15 protein-coding genes are annotated in these 17,689 nt (G+C 40.5%); 10 read left to right on the forward strand and 5 right to left on the reverse strand.

Annotated elements, in window-relative coordinates; all coding sequences use genetic code 11:
- Positions 1 to 2: 2 nt before the first annotated feature.
- The 8 genes from sctJ to PSPO_RS18990 all read left to right on the forward strand — a co-directional run bounded on the left by sctJ (position 3) and on the right by PSPO_RS18990 (position 10,242).
- Positions 3 to 755 carry a type III secretion system inner membrane ring lipoprotein SctJ gene (sctJ, locus tag PSPO_RS18955; protein ID WP_010558960.1) on the forward strand — a complete coding sequence of 251 codons (753 nt, stop codon included), beginning with the start codon at positions 3 to 5 and terminating at the stop codon, positions 753 to 755.
- Entirely contained in the window at positions 748 to 1,419 is a 672-nt protein-coding gene (locus PSPO_RS18960) for a SctK family type III secretion system sorting platform protein (RefSeq protein ID WP_010558959.1), read from the forward strand. Before sctJ ends, PSPO_RS18960 begins: the two co-directional genes overlap by 8 nt.
- Positions 1,398 to 2,015, forward strand: coding sequence for an HrpE/YscL family type III secretion apparatus protein (locus PSPO_RS18965; protein ID WP_010558958.1), 618 nt, complete (start codon positions 1,398 to 1,400; stop codon positions 2,013 to 2,015). Before PSPO_RS18960 ends, PSPO_RS18965 begins: the two co-directional genes overlap by 22 nt.
- Before the next feature lie 31 nt (positions 2,016 to 2,046).
- Complete coding sequence (locus PSPO_RS18970) at positions 2,047 to 2,757, forward strand: response regulator (protein ID WP_010558957.1); 711 nt, start codon at positions 2,047 to 2,049, stop codon at positions 2,755 to 2,757.
- Positions 2,754 to 4,922, forward strand: coding sequence for an ATP-binding protein (locus PSPO_RS18975; protein ID WP_010558956.1), 2,169 nt, complete (start codon positions 2,754 to 2,756; stop codon positions 4,920 to 4,922). The genes PSPO_RS18970 and PSPO_RS18975 overlap by 4 nt, the downstream gene beginning before the upstream one ends.
- Positions 4,923 to 5,287: 365 nt before the next feature.
- Positions 5,288 to 6,013 carry a TetR/AcrR family transcriptional regulator gene (locus tag PSPO_RS18980; RefSeq protein WP_010558955.1) on the forward strand — a complete coding sequence of 242 codons (726 nt, stop codon included), beginning with the start codon at positions 5,288 to 5,290 and terminating at the stop codon, positions 6,011 to 6,013.
- Positions 6,014 to 6,034: 21 nt separating this feature from the next.
- The gene (locus tag PSPO_RS18985) at positions 6,035 to 7,144 is read left to right on the forward strand and encodes an efflux RND transporter periplasmic adaptor subunit (protein WP_010558954.1); all 1,110 of its coding nucleotides are present in this window, start codon (positions 6,035 to 6,037) and stop codon (positions 7,142 to 7,144) included.
- Complete coding sequence (locus PSPO_RS18990) at positions 7,144 to 10,242, forward strand: efflux RND transporter permease subunit (RefSeq protein WP_010558953.1); 3,099 nt, start codon at positions 7,144 to 7,146, stop codon at positions 10,240 to 10,242. Before PSPO_RS18985 ends, PSPO_RS18990 begins: the two co-directional genes overlap by 1 nt.
- Before the next feature lie 222 nt (positions 10,243 to 10,464).
- On the opposite strand, the gene PSPO_RS18995 is transcribed toward PSPO_RS18990, so the two are convergent.
- The gene (locus PSPO_RS18995; RefSeq protein ID WP_010558952.1) at positions 10,465 to 11,376 is read right to left on the reverse strand and encodes a LysR family transcriptional regulator; all 912 of its coding nucleotides are present in this window, start codon (positions 11,374 to 11,376) and stop codon (positions 10,465 to 10,467) included.
- Between the two features lie 99 nt (positions 11,377 to 11,475).
- Between PSPO_RS18995 and PSPO_RS19000 the strand changes: the two genes are divergently transcribed.
- Positions 11,476 to 11,964 carry a GNAT family N-acetyltransferase gene (locus PSPO_RS19000; RefSeq protein WP_010558951.1) on the forward strand — a complete coding sequence of 163 codons (489 nt, stop codon included), beginning with the start codon at positions 11,476 to 11,478 and terminating at the stop codon, positions 11,962 to 11,964.
- Between the two features lie 84 nt (positions 11,965 to 12,048).
- Here the strand turns inward: PSPO_RS19000 and PSPO_RS19005 are convergent, their stop codons facing one another.
- The gene (locus PSPO_RS19005) at positions 12,049 to 12,516 is read right to left on the reverse strand and encodes a phosphate-starvation-inducible PsiE family protein (protein WP_010558950.1); all 468 of its coding nucleotides are present in this window, start codon (positions 12,514 to 12,516) and stop codon (positions 12,049 to 12,051) included.
- A 56-nt stretch (positions 12,517 to 12,572) separates the two neighbouring features.
- Complete coding sequence (locus tag PSPO_RS19010; RefSeq protein WP_010558949.1) at positions 12,573 to 14,156, reverse strand: ATP-binding cassette domain-containing protein; 1,584 nt, start codon at positions 14,154 to 14,156, stop codon at positions 12,573 to 12,575.
- 470 nt (positions 14,157 to 14,626) lie between these two features.
- On the opposite strand from PSPO_RS19010, the gene PSPO_RS19015 reads away from it, so the two are divergent.
- Positions 14,627 to 15,472, forward strand: a complete 846-nt coding sequence (locus PSPO_RS19015; protein ID WP_010558948.1) for a hypothetical protein — start codon at positions 14,627 to 14,629, stop codon at positions 15,470 to 15,472.
- 34 nt (positions 15,473 to 15,506) lie between these two features.
- Here the strand turns inward: PSPO_RS19015 and PSPO_RS19020 are convergent, their stop codons facing one another.
- Positions 15,507 to 16,295, reverse strand: a complete 789-nt coding sequence (locus PSPO_RS19020; protein ID WP_010558947.1) for a hypothetical protein — start codon at positions 16,293 to 16,295, stop codon at positions 15,507 to 15,509.
- Between the two features lie 71 nt (positions 16,296 to 16,366).
- Entirely contained in the window at positions 16,367 to 17,578 is a 1,212-nt protein-coding gene (locus tag PSPO_RS19025; protein ID WP_010558946.1) for an EAL domain-containing response regulator, read from the reverse strand.
- Positions 17,579 to 17,689 lie beyond the last annotated feature (111 nt).

Raw genomic sequence — 17,689 nt, forward strand, 5'->3', positions numbered from 1 at the left:
TAATGAATAGGTTTATATCAGTGTTACTTGCCTGCCTTGTACTAACAGGGTGCAAAGTCGACCTTTACTCGGGCCTTGATGAAAAGCAGGGAAACGAGATGCTTGCATTATTGTTGGTTGAGGGCGTAGATGCGGAAAAAATTGCCGACAAAAAAGGTACAGTTAAGCTGCGTGTTGATAAAAACCAATTATCGAACGCCATTGAAATCCTCTCTCGTAACTCTTATCCGCGAGATAAATTTGCCACATTAAGTGATGTCTTTCCTGAAGGTGGACTGATTTCGACGCCTACTGAGGAGTCGGCGCGATACAATTATGCGGTGTCGCAAGACTTAGCAGCAACGGTGTCCAATATCGATGGTGTGTTAACGGCGCGCGTTCATTTGGTATTACCAGAACAAGATGGCGCCAAAAAAGCCAAATCAGACACCAATCTGGCCAAAGCCTCAGTATTTATTAAGCATTCCAGCAATATCAGCCTGGATGCCTATATTCCACAAATTAAACAAATGGTTGCTAATTCGGTGGGCGGACTAAAATACGAAAATATCGCAGTTATTCTATTCCCCAGTGTTGCAACATTTAACCCCATAGCAAAAACCAGTACCGATGTAAGTCTTGGTATTATTCAACAGTTCAAAGATTTAGGACCTTGGTTAATTGCCGCTGCCGTACTGTTAATTATTGGCTTACGCTTTGAAAAGCTAAGTGGCACAGCGAAAGAAATCTACGAACGACAGCAGCGAAATGGTTAATCAAAAACATCACTTTGCTGCGATGCTTGAAAGTCAGCATGCCGACGCGATCATCGCTAAACTGTATCAACCATTACGCTGGTTACACCCACAATGGATTGAAAAGGTGATCCCTGCTGATTTTCCAGTTGATCATCAGTGTGTTAAAACCAACCAGTTTCTCGCGGAACAATTAAGCATTCCCGGCACGTTTGACACAGAGCTTAGCTCGCCGTTATCTAAATTTTTGTTGCTTGAACGTGAATTGATTACGCAAGTGATTGGTGTGTTGGGCCTATCATGTTTTCAACCGTCATTGAAAAAGTTGATAAGCAAACAGATTAAACACACGATAGATCAACAAATTGGCTGTAACGCATGCCAAATAGTGACACAAAAAATCCCTTTTATGTTAAGCGACTTTCCAAAAGAGTTGTTGGTTGAAGATATCACGTTGAATTCATCGACAAATTTACCCAATTTCATTGAGAAAGGGTTGTCAGTGTTTAAGCAAATTTGTGATGACGAGAGTCATTTTCAGTTACTGTGTTTTATTTTATCACCTGAGCATATGACTAACGAAAAACAAATCGTCCTCTCAAAAGAAACTTGTCGTAAAACCATCTTACTTATTCGTAAATTAGCCATTGAGATAGACCCACCATGTTCAAATTTACTGAAATAAAAGCGGATAAGCTGCAATTAGTCAGTGGCGCTAAAGTGCTAAAAGCCGTTGACTATAATCATTACTTAGGTTCGCAAGATGTCGTTGAAGCAGCTCAGAAAAAAGCCAATGATATTATTGCAAACGCAGAGCGTGAGTATAAAAACCAGCAGGCGTTAGGCTTTGCACACGGTATGGAACAAGCAAAACAGCAACAAGCTCAGTTACTTTTGCAAACCGTGGAGCAATGCCATCAGTATTTTGCTTCTCAAACGCCACGAATTGCCGAGCTGATTATGGCGGGTATGTCACAGCTTGTCAGTGAATTTGATGACACTGAACTCACCCTTGAAATGGCTAAAAAAGCACTGAGTACAGTGACAAACCAGCGAAAAGTAACGTTACGTGTAAACCCAAACTTAGTCGACTCTGTAAAAGAAAAGCTTTCAATCCTTTTGAAACAATTCCCTGAAACAAGCTATGTTGACGTTGTTGCAGATCAGCGAGTAGATGCTGGGGGCTGTTTACTTGAAACCCAAGTAGGCGTGATTGATGCGACCATTGAAAACCAAATTGCTGCAATTGAATCTCTGCTTTTAAGCGAAGATCACGTATAATTTGCCAATCTAACGGATATATTTAACACCTATGCTCAAACAAACAATTCTATTAATTGAGGATGACGAAGATCTCGGCGAAATCTTAATTCGTTTTATCGAGGCGTCTGGCTATCAAACAAAGTGGCTTAAAACCGGCGATACTGTAATGGATTATGTTAATAACAACATGCCAGATCTTATTTTAATGGATGTGATGTTACCCGGTGTCGATGGCGTGACCCTAACCAATCAAATTCGCCAATTTAGTGATGTGCCAATTATTATGGTGACCGCAAAAACTGACGAAATCAGCCGTTTAATAGGTTTACAAACTGGTGTAGATGACTATGTTTGCAAGCCCTATTCTGGCCCCGAGCTGGTGCTCAGAATTAAAGCAATATTGCGCCGGGTGAATACACCCCCCGCACCTACAACAGTTGAAAATCAGGTTTCCGCCATAACTACTCAAAGCTTGCAACTCGATGAAGCACAACTAAAAATCAGTTACGGTGAACAACAGCAAAAGCTCACATTTGTCGAGTACAGCTTATTAAACTTACTAATATCGCACCCTAACCGGATTTATAATCGCGAACAAATCATTGAGTTAGTTTACGATTCGTATCGTGAAATCAGTGACCGTACGGTCGATAGCCATATTCGTAATGTGCGAAAAAAATTATCGTTACTTGGGCTAGATTACGAAGCAATTGAATCAGTATATGGTGTAGGTTATCGCTATATCGAGAAAGCATCATGAAACATGCCGCGTCCATACGTATAACTACCTTATTTATAGCCGCTCTTTTTATTGTTGTTTGGCCAGTTTCAGCAAACCAGTTGCTAAAGGAAATTACAAGTATTGCTGAAGTCCCCAATCAGCACACAAGCTTAAATAAACTGCGCAATACCGCAGAATTGGAATCAAATATAACTGCATTTACGGCCGCTACAGAAAGTATTCTCAAAGGTTATTTAAAACAAGGCGAATATGACGCGTTTAGCAAAGAAATAAGGTATGTAAAACAACATAATCTTTGGTCTAGCACGCCAGAGTTACAGATAATTGTTTACATTGCCCTAGCTGACGAAGCTTATCGAAAAGGCGATGTGCAGTTGGCATCGGACATCCAAACTACCGCCATCACATTGGCGCAGAATCATAATTTCATCTCTCGAATGAGCGAAGTATATACGCGTCAAGGCATCTTTTATCGCAATCTTGGTTTGTTGGACAAAGCCTTGGAATATTATGAACGAGCATTACCTTATGCAGAGCAAAGCGGTGATCCGTTGCAAGCGTCAAGAATTACCATGAATAAAGGGGTTATTTATGAAGGGCAGAACAAATACAACGAAGCATTAGAGCTTTATAAGCAAGCATTACCAAGCATTGAGAATGGTAACAACCCTATTTTACTTGCCGATATCTTGTTTAATATCACTGCGGTTTATATGCAACTGCACGAATTAGATTTGGCCTTAACGTTTGCTCAGCGCGTGTTAAAACTTGATGAAGCGTCTGGCGACATTAATAATATCATTTACTCTCTTAACCGCATTTCAAGTATTTATTTGTTACTTGGTGACAACGGTCAAGCACAAACCTATTTAAACCGCTCTATCGAATTGGCAGAGAAAGGAAAAAATAAGCAGCAATTAGCAGTGGCGTTTATGCGAAAAGCACGTATCTTGATGAAACAAGGTAAACTAGACCAAGCGCTTGAAATTGCAAATAAAAGCGCCGATAACGCTTTAACAATCGATAACCCCATCACCAAGAATAACGTTATACCACCGCTTGCTGAACTTTACATATCGATTAATCAAAACCAAAAAGCGATAGAGCTTATTGAAATGCTGCCGGGTGATACGATTAGCCCAACATACATGGTTAGAAAGCAAAAAATTCTAGCAAAAGCGAATTACAACATAGAAAATTATCAGCAAGCCTACTCGCATCTAAAAATACTGCACAATACAGAGCAAGCACGCGCTGAAGAAAAATTGAAAGCATACCGGGATGAAATGAATTCTGAGCTTGCTAAGTTTTCTGAACAGTTAAAAGTAAAAGATTTAGAACTTGAAAATGAAAAGCAGCAAAGTGATCTTGAAGTAATGCAATATCGTCAATATTTCGGCATCACTTTAGCGTTAATTGTTTTTCTACTATTTAGCCTTTTGATTTACTCGCAAATTAAGAAAAAGCAGATGGCACAAGCGCAAGCTCGATTAAAAGAAGCTGCAATTGACCACAAAAACCAAATGCTTTCAGATATTTGCCACGAACTACGTACACCGTTTAGTGTACTAAAATTACAAATTGAGGCACTGCAATATAACTTAGAACCAGATACTGAACTCGCTCACAACCGTTTAAATGCAAAGATTGAGCAACTAAGTCACTTGGTGTCTGATATCGACCAACTATCGCAAGCTGATTCGATGGTACTAACCTTAAATAAGGTTAAAATTAACGCACACAACTTACTTAATGCCATTATTACTGATAACCGTGTACTTATTGAAAAAGTAGGCCTTGAGCTTAAGCTTGATATTCAACTTGACGAGACACTTGATGTTGACCTTGATATCAACCGTATCCAACAGGTTTTCCATAACTTATTTAGTAATGCGATTCGCTACACATCAGTGCCTGGTTTTATTCGATTAAAAGCACGAAATGACCAGAATAATCTGTTTATTCAAGTAGACGACACTGCCCCAGGTGTATCACTTGAGGATATCGAACACTTGTTTAATCGTCTCTATCGAGTTGAGAAGTCGCGAAGTCGTGCCACGGGTGGTTTAGGTTTAGGTTTATCTATTTGTAAAAGCTTAATTGAATTACACAACGGCCGCATTATTGCCAAACAGGGAAAAAGTGGCGGACTATGTATTCAAATTACACTGCCCTTACACTAAAATCGAGCTGGCCAACGCGCTACACATTAGCGCGTTTTGGCAAGCCCACTTTCTAGTATCAACGGTTACATTCATTATTGTCACTCAACTAACTGACATGTCAGTTAAACCATTCTTATCACCTACTTTTGCGACCATTGTTGTTTAACAAACCAAAACGCCATAAAAAACAACACTGCCTAATTGTTTCACGCAGCGTTTTTGAACTAAGTTAAGGTAGTCATAAACCTACACGATTAATACGATATTCGACCATTGAAATATTACGTATTTTTAATTGACATTAACCTTTGCTGAATTAGAATAACGCCATTCGAATATCATTCGAATGGCGTTACCAAAGAAAATGAGCAAGAGGTTTAGTAATGGCACCAGCACCAAAATATAGCCTGCAAGAGCAGGAAAGAATGATCTTAAATGCCGCAGAACAGTGTATTAACGAGTCGTCAGTTACCGACTTTACGATGGCTAAGGTCGCGCGTTTAGCCGGGCTTTCTATGGGTTCTGTATATAAGTTCGTGCAGAGCAAAGAAGATATTGTGCTTGCCCTTGCCTATCAGTCATTTGATCACGTATCAAAGGTTTTTGAACGTGTGCTTAGCTTACCCTTATCAACGCCAGAAAAAATGCTCGCGGTATGTTTAATATCCCCTAAAGCCATGCAACGCTTTGAATTTGATTACGAACTGCAATCTTATTCAACCAATAAAGCGGTTATTCAGCGCGCTTCAAGTCGTTGGACTGAAAAAATGATCGACGCCTGTAACTGTTGTGAACAAGGTTTTAAATTAGCCCTTTCCGATGGCATCAGTGCGGGCGAGCTGCAAAATGTGCCTAACCTAAGCGAAGTGATTGAAGAAATACTCATTAGTGGCTGGGCTATAACTGTTGGATTTGAACAAGTACAACGGGTTAAACAAACGCAAGAAATTGTCGAAGGCACAGACTCATTACTTGAGCCATTACCGCTTAATCATCCTATTATTAGAAGCACAGTGCGTTTGCTTAATAGTTATCCATGGAAGAAACCCATCGATGATGACTCACTTGTCACCATTGAAAACGAATTAAAGAAATTAACATTGCGTTAATGCAATACAAACGGAGATAGTATGAAAATTAAACGCTGGCTCGCAGCCATTATCCTTATACTTGTTGTTGTCTCGGGACTAGGCTTTGCCAAGTTTAGTCAAATTCAAGCAATGATTGCCTTTGCCGAATCATTTCCTGAACCTTCCGCATCGGTGAAAAGTACCTATGCTCAGTCAACCCAGCACATTAAAACCGTAAAAGTTATTGGCCAAGTGCAAGCACCGAATACACTAACCGTAAGCAATGAATATGCTGGCAATATTACCAAAGTAGGTTTTAAGCCGGGTGATATAGTTGAAAAAGATCAGTTGCTTTTAAAACTAGACACCAGTATCGAAGAAGCTAATTTAAGTGCCGCAAAAGCACGCCTCACCCTTGCGGAATCAACCCTATCACGTGTTGAAAAATTGTTATCGCAAAAGCGCATTAGCCAAGATGAAGTGGATAAAGCGCTGGCTAATGTCAATGTCGCTAACGCTGAAGTGGCTAATTTAACGTCAGTTATTAACAAAAAAAACATTAAAGCGCCGTTTGCTGGTCGCGTTGGCTTAACGCAATATCAAGTCGGCCAATTACTTGATGCAAATAGCCAAATCACTACTTTGGTTGGCTTAAATGACAATATCTGGATTGATTTTGCTGTACCACAAACGCTACCACGCTTAGCCATTGGTGATGCCCTACGCGTTACACCGGTAAAGCAGCAAAAATCCGACACCACATTAACAGCTGAACTGATTGCTATTGCGCCAAATATCGACGTAAATTCGCGCCAACAAAGCTATCGTGCCATTGTAAACAACCAAAATAAGCAGTTACACCACAACCAAATGGTGAGTGTGTTTGTGCCAATTGAAGTGATTGACGCAGTAGCAGTACCGACCAATGCAGTAACACGCAGCCACTTCGGTGATTTTGTTTATAAATTAGAGAAAGACGATAAACAAAATTGGCGCGCCAAGCCAATTAAAGTAGAGCTAGGTGATAAAATCCAAGATCAACAATTAATCTTAAGTGGTTTAAATGCCGGTGAGTTTATTGCCAGTGAAGGTGCGTTTAAACTAAAAGAAAACCTCTTGGTTTACACTACAGAAACGGCTGAAAATACAACGCACACTGGAGGCTTGTAATGAGTTCATTACACGAAAACAAGCCCTCCTTTATGGACATTTTTGTCAATCGACCCGTATTGGCAATCGTACTGTCAGTATTAATTGTGCTCGCGGGTATTAACGCTGCGCAAAAAATCTCGGTACAACAATATCCGAAAATTGAAAGTGCCTCGTTAGTCATTAATACCGTTTACACCGGTGCATCAGCCGATGTTGTAAAGGGCTATGTTACCGAGCCTATTGAGCGTGTCACCTCTACGGTTCCAGGCGTAGATTACGTTGATTCAATTACCACAGCAGGCCTTAGTAAAGTAACTGCCTGGCTTGAACTAAACCACAATACAACAGATGCCTTAGCAGAGCTCACGACTAAATTAAACCAAATCAAGTTTGAATTGCCAACGGGCGCTGAAGATCCGGCAATTCAAATTGTACGTGCCGATAGTCCGTACGCGGTTTTTTATCTGGATGTACAATCGCAAGGTTTACCGCGTAGCGAAGTAAGTGACTACCTAACCCGTAACATTGTGCCGCAAATGAGCGATATTGATGGCGTGCAAAAAGTAACCCTTGAAGGCGGTCGCGATCCCGCTATGCGCATTTGGCTTGATACCGATAAACTCGCTGTTTATAACGTGAGTGCCGTAGATGTGTTTCAAGCACTGCAAGCTAACAACACCATAGCAACATTAGGCTACAGTGAAAACAACCGTCAACGCATTGATTTAATGGCTAATACATCGCTAAAAAGCGTAGCTGATTTTGAAAACCTCATCGTAAAAGAAAGTGACGGTGTGCAACTTCGTCTTGGTACAATCGCCAACGTCGAAATTGGCGAAGCCGAAGGCATGGTAACAGCGCGTTTAGATGATCACGATACGGTATTTTTAGCAGTTTGGGCGCTGCCAGGCGCTAACGAAATTGTTATTGGTGATGCACTTTATAAAAAGCTAGATCAAATCAACGAAGTATTACCAAACGGTATGCACATTGAAATCGGTTACGATGGTACGCTCTACATGCGTGATTCGATTAAAGAAATTTTTACCACGCTGGGTGAAACCGTTCTACTCGTTGGCATTGTGGTTCTTGCCATGATGGGCTCATTTAGAACGGCTATGGTGCCACTTATCACCATTCCTATTTCAATTTTAGGTGCGATTGCCGTTATTTATGTGGTTGGGTTTTCACTTAACCTGCTGACAATTCTTGCGATTGTGTTATCCGTTGGCCTTGTAGTAGACGATGCCATTGTGGTCGTTGAAAACGTAGCACGTCATATGCGCGAAGGTAGACCTCGCTGGCAAGCTGCGCTCATTAGTTCACGTCAATTACTTGTGCCAGTAATCGCCATGACCTTAACCCTTGCGGCAGTATACGCCCCCATTGGCTTTTTAACCGGTTTAACGGGTTTCTTATTTAGAGAGTTTGCGTTTACCCTTGCCATTGCGGTACTTATTTCCGGTGTTGTTGCCGTTACTTTATCGCCCATTATGAGTGCGTGGGTTAACGCCGAAGGTGGTAAAGAAAGTAAACTGACGAAAAAAGTAAATAGCTACTTTGATAAGTTACAAAATTTCTACTTTAACGCATTAGACACCCTATTTAACTGGCGTGCTCAAGTGTTCTTCGTCGCTATTGTGTTTTCATTGTTATCGGCACCTTTCTACCTTTTATCACAAAAAGAGCTCGCACCAATTGAAGATCAAAGCAGTATTCAAGTAGTTGTTGAAGCGCCGCCTGAATCATCGCAGGCGTATACTTCAAGCAAAATGAATGATACCGCTGAGGTAATGAATGCGACCGAAGGTGGTCAGTTTACCTGGCAAATTATTACTGCGGCAGCCGGTTTTGGTGGCGTTGAACTTGCGCCATATGAAGAACGCGAAAACTCGGTACACGACTTACTATTTGACCTTTACGGTCGACTAGGCAGTGTAACGGGCTTAAGCTTGTTCCCAATTCTGCCAGCGTCATTGCCTACCGCAGGACAGTTTGACGTTGAAGTTGTATTGCGCGCGAATGATAAGCCAGAAACTATGAAGCAATACGCCGACGAGATTATTGCAAAAGCAAACGCCAGCGGCAGCTTTATGTTTATAAATACCGACCTAAAAATCGACTTACCGCAGGCAGAGCTAGAAATCGACCGCGAATTAATCGCCGATTTAGGGTTAAATTTACAATCGGTGAATGATCAGCTGAGCATTTTAATGTCGAACAACTTTGTTAACTATTTTAATAAAGATGGCAAAGCCTATCGCGTGATCCCAATTGTTGGCGATAATGAGCGCTATAACCCTGAAAATATTCTCGATATGAAAATACGCACTGGTAGTGGCGAACTTATTCCTGTGTCGTCATTTGCGACATTACGCACATTTACCAGCCCGCGCGTATTGGGCTCGTTTAACCAACAAAGTTCATTTAGAATTTTAGCGGGTGTTTTACCTCATATCACCAAAGAGCAAGGTTTAAGCACTATTGAACAAATAGCAGCTGACGTTTTACCAAAGCATTATTCTATTGATTATGCAGGTGAATCACGCCAACTTCGTAAAGAAGGTAATACTATGGTTGGCGTACTGTTAGTATCAATGATTGTGGTTTACTTCCTGCTGACGATTCAATTTAATAGCTTCCGCGACCCACTTGTTGTGCTGCTTGGCTGTGCGCCTTTAGCACTTGCTGGCGCACTCATGTTGCCATTTCTATCACTCACAACGGTGAATATTTATAGCCAAATTGGCCTTATTACATTAATTGGATTGATTGCAAAGAATGGTATTTTAATTGTTGAATTTGCGAATCATTTACAGCTTGAAGGTAAATCTAAACTAGACGCTGTAAAAGGCGCTGCCGCTACACGTTTACGCCCAATTTTAATGACCACAGGTGCAACCGTACTCGGTCACTTCCCATTGGTACTCGTAACAGGCGCAGGCGCTGAAGCGCGCAATAGCATTGGTATTATTTTGGTTGCCGGAATGTTGATTGGTACCTTCTTTACCTTAGTGGTGCTTCCGCTACTTTATGAAAAAATAGCAAAAGATCACCGCGGCGAAATGGAAACAGAAGAAGCGTTATCTCATACGCAATTTCAAACAAGCCTTTAATAAAAATGCCAGTCAGCAGCCCTGACTGGCTTTTTTAGCTTATACCAACTCTGTTAAGTTTGTGATCAGGGATAGCGCTGGATGAAAGAATTGGTAACAAGGCGGAATTTTTCTTATGTATTTGTTCTACATTGATAAATTCTAACGCAGTTAGCATGATATTTAGCCCGCTAGGATGATCAGCTACTTAAGTGAATTGGTATTAAGTGAATTGGCATTGCATCACAATTCAATAAATAACTTCTCAACTTCACCGATAAACCAATTAATTGCTGCATTATTTGATTTGGATACATGCCAATACAACTGTAAATGATAATTTGGAATATGAATTGGTGGCTTAAGCACCTGTAATTGTAATTTATCAGCCACTAAGGTTGCTATGCGTTTAGGCATGGTTAGTACATATTCGCTGTTTGGTACTAAATACGGCGCAACCAACACACTTGCCTGTTGGCAACCAATTTCACGGTTCAAATCTAAGCTTGCAAGCACATGGTCAACCACACCGGCATTCTCACCCCACGGTGCGATTAAAATATGCTTATGCGCCAAAAATTGTTCAAGCGTAATTTGATGTTGAACATGCGTATTATGTTTACACGTTACAGTTACATACTCATCACTTAGCCAGGTTAAGTGCCTAACCCCTTCCATTTCACTATCTTGATGTTGAAAGCCAAGGACAAAATCCAAATCACCTTGTGATAATTGCTGCTTAACGGGCAACGGGCTTGCAGGCAACACTTGTAATTTCACCTTAGGCGCTACGGTGGCAAAGTGCTTGGTTAATTTGGGTAGTAAACAAAATTCTGAAAAATCGGTTGCAGCAATACGAAAGGTTTTTTCGCTTGTTAACGGTTCAAAAGGCGTCACACTACTTAAGCCTTGTTCAATAAGTGGCAGCGCTTTTTCTATATGCTGGGCTAATAAGTGCGCGCGCTCTGTTGGTTGCATATAATTGTTTTCACGAATAAAAAGCGGGTCGTTCAGGCTTTTTCTTAAGCGTGCTAAGGCGTGACTAAATGCAGACTGGCTAATACACATCTCATCTGCGGCTTGGCTAACCGAGCCCGTTACGTAGAGTTTATGAAATAAAACAAGTAAATTCAGATCAAACTGTTTTAGATTCATATACCATGAGCACCTTTCATATATTTATGATTATTATGCACTGGTTTCATTAGCGCGTTAATCATACACTAGCAAAAAAGTTTAAACGATGAGGTTTCAATGAGCTTAACAATTCGCCCGGCAACACTAAGCGATGTCGATACAATTTTGCACTTTATTAAAGAGTTAGCAATATACGAAAAGGCAGAACACGAAGTATTAGCAACGCCCGAGACCATCAAACAGAGCATGTTTTCTGAGCACTCTGGTGTTTATGGTTTAATTTGCGAATTAGATGGTCATGCCATTGGCTTTGCCGTATTTTTTTACAACTATTCAACCTGGCTTGCAAAACCAGGTTTATATCTAGAAGACTTGTACGTATCACCTGAATACCGTGGTAGAGGCGCGGGCATCGCGTTACTTCAGCATTTAGCACAAATTGCTGTTGAAAAAGAGTGTGGCCGTTTTGAATGGAGTTGCTTAGATTGGAATACCCCATCGCGTGAATTTTATGAGTCACTTGGCGCCGAGCCTCAGCATGAGTGGATTGGCTATCGTATGAGTGGTAAAACGTTAGCGAAGTTTGCTGAAAACGGAAAATCTTAAAACCAAAGCGTTACGCATGAATAGATAAGAGTGAAAGCGACTTAAATATGCCGCTTTCACTACAAGAAGCCAGCTGTTATTACGTTACAATAAGCTGGCTTTTTTCTTATCCTTTACTGCAATCAACCAATAGGTAACGCCAAGCGCAAGTACTAAGCCTGCTGTGCTCCAAATGTATTCAGGGGCGAGTTTTGTAAAGTCGAGTACAATTACTTTTCGCGCTATCGCCATTAATGCTGTCGCGATTACTAAGTTAACATGTATTACATCGTCACGCAGATACATAACAATGTTGATAAAGATTTCAATTGCAATCAACACCGCCAAAAATGCGCTGAACACTGCAAGAATGTCACTGATTGACAATAAGAAATAAGGCGGTGAACTTAATTTCATGTACATCACGTAGACAACATCTAACACCCCCCAAATAATGAGCAACGTCATTAAAATTGCGAGTATTTTTACGCAAAAGCGAATAACAGTATGGCTAAAACGGATCGCTTTATCATCATAACTTGCTTCATCAAAGCCACTATCATGCTTTTCCATTGCATCTCCTTAATGCGGTAAAATTTAATAATTATAATTTATTGAACTTTACACGTTTATGCGTGTTCTTCAATAGCACTGCCAGAATTAATATCAAGATGCATATTCACTCCAATTTGCTTAACAAACTGGGTGTCGTGACTCACTAATATAAACGCGCCCGGATAATTATTTAATGAAATCGCCAATGCGGTTTTTGCAGCGATATCCAAATGATTATCAGGTTCATCAAGTAGCAATAACGCATCTTTTTGTGCGTGGCTTACGATTAGCATCGCCAGCTTCATTTTTTCGCCGCCACTTAGTGATTCAACAGGTAAAAAAACGCTATCGCCTCGAAACCCAGCAGATGCAAGTAAGGTACGCGCGGTTTGTTCACTTATCTGTGTTGTCAAAGCCATAATTGCGGTCAGTACATCACTGTATTGATCGAGCCAGCGACAGTTTTGTTCAAGATAAATCACATCGCAATTACTATTAACTGTTAGGTTTGCCTTACTCAGGTTCGCTATGTTTTTAAGTAAGGTAGATTTTCCTGAACCATTACGGCCTTGAAGCCAAACACGACTTGTTTGTTTAATGGTAGCGTTCAGTGGTGGATGATGATTAAACTCACATTTCCAGTTGCTTATATTAACCAGTACCTTATTTTTATGAGTGTTTATATCGGCCATGTGGAATGTGACTGGTTCGTTTAAAACCTGATCATCGCATACCGCACGCAACATTTTATTTGATGTATCAATGCGCGCGTTTTGCAATTTCACTTGCCGACTATGGGATTTGGACGCAGCTTCTTTTTTACTATCGAGTAACACTTTAGGCTGACTGCCCGATGCTCTTTTTTGCTTGCCCTGCGCCGCACGCTGATGTGCTTTTTCTAAGCTTAGTTGTGCAATGCGCTTAAATTGCGTTTGTTCGCGTTTAATGTGCTCTTGCTTCGCTCTCAGTGCTTTTTGTTCGGCATTAAACTGTGCTTTAAATTGATGATAGCCAACACCGTATTCATTTACTGTACCATTAATTACGTGCAATGTACGAGTGCTGTGATCCAATAGATTTTCATCGTGACTTGCCATAACCACAATGCCCCTAAAGGCTGTTATCTGGCCGCTTAACCATTTTCTGGCATTTAGGTCGAGGTGATTGGTTGGCTCATCCAACAATATAACATCTGCATCACTGTTAAAGCAACGATGTAGCATTAAACGAGCTAGCTGCCCATAGCTTAATTTATTACACGATATGAACGGGTCTTTTGGTAATGCAAGTGACGTTAACAGTGCTATTGTATCTCGTTCGCAATGCCAATCATCTTGTAACGTTTGATAGTCGTTAACGTCGATGCTACCCGCATTAATGCGCGACAACGCATTTAGTTTATCGGCAATACCCAAATAGCCTGCAACCGAGCAATTTGGCATAGCATTGAGCTGTGAAAAAATAGTGGTTTTGCCAGTGACTTTAATCGTGTTATTGCAGCCATTAAGCTTTGCTATTGCGTTTATAAGTGTCGACTTACCGCTACCGTTGTTACCCACTAAGCCGTAAACGCCAGGTGTTAGTTGCAGAGATACGTTTTTTAAAATGTGTTTTTGCGCTACGCTGTATGAAAAATTTGAAATCGAAATATGTGGCATAAGACCATCCTTTTACCCAAGTAAAAGGGATCAGCATCACCTGCGAGAAACGCCCAAGCACTATTATATTTAGCGTCAATATTGATTTTCAGTGAAAAATTGGCAAAGCAACGCCTACTAATCCCTAACATTAAACAGAAAGTTAAAATTGTTTGGGGAGTTAGTTGTTCATGTCGGCGCTTGCTCCAATAAGAAAAGTAGGTTTACTTTGCCTTAAAACGACAAAACGCGCAAGTAATCAGCAATACGAAACGAAAAAAGCGTAGAAAATAACGTTATTATCAGCCTTCAACGCATTGATATTTAAACAAAGCACAGGTATATTGCGCAATTATTACACAGGGACTTTTCTACCTCCCTAACAGACCTTCCAAAAACAAACTGAAGTTAAGCCAACTTAACCAAAAAACGATATAAATTAATCAAATACAACTCGAATTACGAGTAGTTTAAATTTTAAAGGATTTAAAATGCGATATTGGTTTTTTGTTTTAAGCATCGTGTATACGTGTTCGCTTGGGGCAAAAGAAACGCTTAGAATTGGTGTTCAGCTAGAAGGCCAAAAACATGTCGAACAATTTATTGCGGATCGCGAAATTAGCAGTATAGAGGATTACTCAGGCGAGTTTGCGTATCGCGATGTCATTGAGCAAGTTTTGTTGTTACAAGCGCTTCACTTTGGCGGGTTTCGTGGCAACATTGAATTAGTACAAGCAGATCACTATAAACGTCGCTTGCGTCTGCTCGAACAAGGACTTCTTGATTTAAGCGTTACCGGAGTTTGGCTAAGTGACGCTCTGCCCATTAAAGATAATCTATATATTTCAAGGCCGTTATTACGTGATGGTGAAGCCGAGGCAGGTTTTTATGTACATCAAAACAACACACGCGCACGTCAGGTAAATGACAAATTTGGCTTACAACGCCTAAACGCAATTTCTAATAAAAACTGGCAAATTGATTGGCGAATAATGTCGGCAATTGGTTTTGCTCATTTAGATAGCGTAAGCCAATTTACACAAATGACCGATATGATTATGAAAGGCCGAAGCGATGTTATGCTTGCGACATTTTACAACACCGACGACCTGAGTTTTTCACAAGACAATGAAACCTTTGTACCAATTCATGGATTGAAAGTTAAGCTCCCCGGTAGCAGGCATTTTGTTGTGTCAAAAGCCGCGGGCAACTCAGAAATATTTGAATGTGTGCAACGGGGCTTAAAAGAATTGCGAAGCCGCGGTTTAATCAATAAAGCGTATCGACAAAGCGGCTACATAAATGAAAAAGTGAAACACTGGATGGTGATTCGTTAACCGTACCATGCAAAAGTTTACATTTTTAGATTGGTTATTGCGGAATTAACCAGGTAATCATAATTCGCGCCCCCATTCCATCAGGCCCATTTTCTGGGCCTTTTGCCCAGTAATGCAATCCTGCACCAAGGCTAAATACATTATCGCCGATGGTTATCACTTGACTGGCAACCAAATTGATTGGTACCGACTCTACATCATTTTCCCAGTCGATTGTTGTTTCGCTGTTTAAGAATACTGAGGTTGCACTTGGCCATGTATAACCAATAAATGGTTGAATAAAAGTTGCATTTACATCCGTCTGGCCTTGGTCCTTATCTGCACCAAAACCCCAAATATGATTTGCCAATGCACCAAAAGTCCAGCCATCACTTTGTTTAAGCAGTACCGCCGTTGGGCCTATTCCCCAATTGTCGCTACCAAACATAGGCTCAGAGGCACTCGGAAACATTAAAACAGGCCCTGCCCCCCAAATCCAGCCGCTGTCGGTTTGTTGTTTAGGTGAAAAGAAAAAGCTTTGAACTATATCGCCAATGCCGTCTTCACGAAACGAGCCAAAGTCTTGACTTACTATGGGAATAATTGTGCGAGAGATTAAATTCCAATCATCGTTTAAATCGTACGGTACAACTGGCTGAACATTAGTTAACCAACGTTCACCTTGCTCGTCCAGGCCAATATTCGGGTCGTAATTAAACTGCACTGGCACACTGATCATATCGGCAACAGGATTTTGTAATTTTTTGGCGATATCAGCGGAATTGTTAGCTGTGGCAGTAAGTGAGCTTAGTACAAGCAAGGTACTGAGAATGCGGTATTTCATGCGCTTCATCCTTAAAGACTAAAAATCGTTTTAGTTTACTATTTACACACTTACACTAACGCAGTTTGTCTTTAAGAGATAGATTTTTCGGAGATTTGTTTCCATTTGCTGTACCAACGCACAACTTCATTAATGGGTTTTGGCCGACAGATAAAAAAGCCCTGTAATAAAATGCCAATTTCAGTTTGGCGCAAGTACTCTAAATCTTCAATATCTTCTACGCCTTCTGCAACAAGCTCTACTTTTTGCTCTTTTGCAATATCGATAAGCGACTTAACAATCACTTGAGAAAATTTATCATCACGAATGCTCGAAATAAAACATCTGTCTATTTTAATCTCAGTGAAAGGCAAGGTTCTTAACTGATTTAAATTGGTAAATCCCGTACCAAAATCATCAAGCGCAATACCATAACCATGCATGCGCAAACGGTTTAACGTTTCCAGTTGTTCAGGCGTACGCAACGCATATTCTTCGGTTACTTCAATAATAAATTGGCTTGGCTCTAATCCGTTAACACACAATATGGTCGCCATTTGTTCGGCGCAAAATGAATCTTGCATTTGTTTGGGTGATAAATTAATTGCCAGTTTAAAATCGTGGTCAAAAATCACCTGCAACTCGCAATAATGTCGTGCGGCTTTTTCAACAAGCTGAAAAGTAATAATATTTTCGATGCAAAGGGATACAGCAGTCGGCAAAAAATGTTGCGGTAAAATGGCGTCAATACGTCCAGGCTTTACGATTCTTGCAAGAATTTCCAAACTGTCGACGCGGTTAGTTTGGCTGTTAATTTTAGGTTGGTAGTAAGGTTCAATTTGCTGGTTTTCAATGGCTTCTATCAGTTCTTGTTCAGAGAGGTATTGCAAGGTTTGCATTTTAACAACATTGAGTGTTTTTAGCCGGTCTAACACCATTTCAATTTGTTTAACGCTAACAGGCTTTGACAAATTGCCAATAAGCCGGACTTTGTGAATTTTAGCAAGGTCGGCGGCCAGCGAGATTACACGTTCATCCATTTCAGAAACAATTGCCACACCGCCATTAAAGCCAATTTCACCTAACTGCCTAATAAATGCCATACCGTCTAATTCAGGCATATTTAAATCAGTTAATACGCAGTGATAAGCTGAACTATCTTTTTTGATTTCGTCAAATGCAAGACGCGCGGAAGAGAAGGTCTCGGTATTTTGATAGCCGAGGCCATTGAGCATTGCTTTTAGCGTTAACAACATGGTTTTCGAGTCGTCAACAATCGCAATTTTAATTAAATTTTTATGCATGTCGCATTCCTTGCAAGTAAGAACATCTTTGACGCCAGCCCTTTCCTTTATAAGTCTAGTAACAAACTGAAAGATTACAAAAATTTAATCGTCAAATAGTAGATCATTTTG

The sequence above is a fragment of the Pseudoalteromonas spongiae UST010723-006 genome (assembly GCF_000238255.3).
Classification (GTDB): Bacteria; Pseudomonadota; Gammaproteobacteria; order Enterobacterales; family Alteromonadaceae; genus Pseudoalteromonas; species Pseudoalteromonas spongiae.

Excerpts from the sequence above, each read along its gene's own strand:
- PSPO_RS18995 (WP_010558952.1), bottom strand. The coding sequence starts at position 11,376 with ATGAATCTAAAACAGTTTGATCTGAATTTACTTGTTTTATTTCATAAA.
- PSPO_RS19010 (WP_010558949.1), bottom strand. The coding sequence starts at position 14,156 with ATGCCACATATTTCGATTTCAAATTTTTCATACAGCGTAGCGCAAAAA.
- PSPO_RS19020 (WP_010558947.1), bottom strand. The coding sequence starts at position 16,295 with ATGAAATACCGCATTCTCAGTACCTTGCTTGTACTAAGCTCACTTACT.
- PSPO_RS18990 (WP_010558953.1), top strand. The coding sequence starts at position 7,144 with ATGAGTTCATTACACGAAAACAAGCCCTCCTTTATGGACATTTTTGTC.
- PSPO_RS18985 (WP_010558954.1), top strand. The coding sequence starts at position 6,035 with ATGAAAATTAAACGCTGGCTCGCAGCCATTATCCTTATACTTGTTGTT.
- PSPO_RS18965 (WP_010558958.1), top strand. The coding sequence starts at position 1,398 with ATGTTCAAATTTACTGAAATAAAAGCGGATAAGCTGCAATTAGTCAGT.
- PSPO_RS19025 (WP_010558946.1), bottom strand. The coding sequence starts at position 17,578 with ATGCATAAAAATTTAATTAAAATTGCGATTGTTGACGACTCGAAAACC.
- PSPO_RS19005 (WP_010558950.1), bottom strand. The coding sequence starts at position 12,516 with ATGGAAAAGCATGATAGTGGCTTTGATGAAGCAAGTTATGATGATAAA.
- PSPO_RS19000 (WP_010558951.1), top strand. The coding sequence starts at position 11,476 with ATGAGCTTAACAATTCGCCCGGCAACACTAAGCGATGTCGATACAATT.
- sctJ (WP_010558960.1), top strand. The coding sequence starts at position 3 with ATGAATAGGTTTATATCAGTGTTACTTGCCTGCCTTGTACTAACAGGG.
- PSPO_RS18975 (WP_010558956.1), top strand. The coding sequence starts at position 2,754 with ATGAAACATGCCGCGTCCATACGTATAACTACCTTATTTATAGCCGCT.
- PSPO_RS18980 (WP_010558955.1), top strand. The coding sequence starts at position 5,288 with ATGGCACCAGCACCAAAATATAGCCTGCAAGAGCAGGAAAGAATGATC.
- PSPO_RS18970 (WP_010558957.1), top strand. The coding sequence starts at position 2,047 with ATGCTCAAACAAACAATTCTATTAATTGAGGATGACGAAGATCTCGGC.
- PSPO_RS18960 (WP_010558959.1), top strand. The coding sequence starts at position 748 with ATGGTTAATCAAAAACATCACTTTGCTGCGATGCTTGAAAGTCAGCAT.
- PSPO_RS19015 (WP_010558948.1), top strand. The coding sequence starts at position 14,627 with ATGCGATATTGGTTTTTTGTTTTAAGCATCGTGTATACGTGTTCGCTT.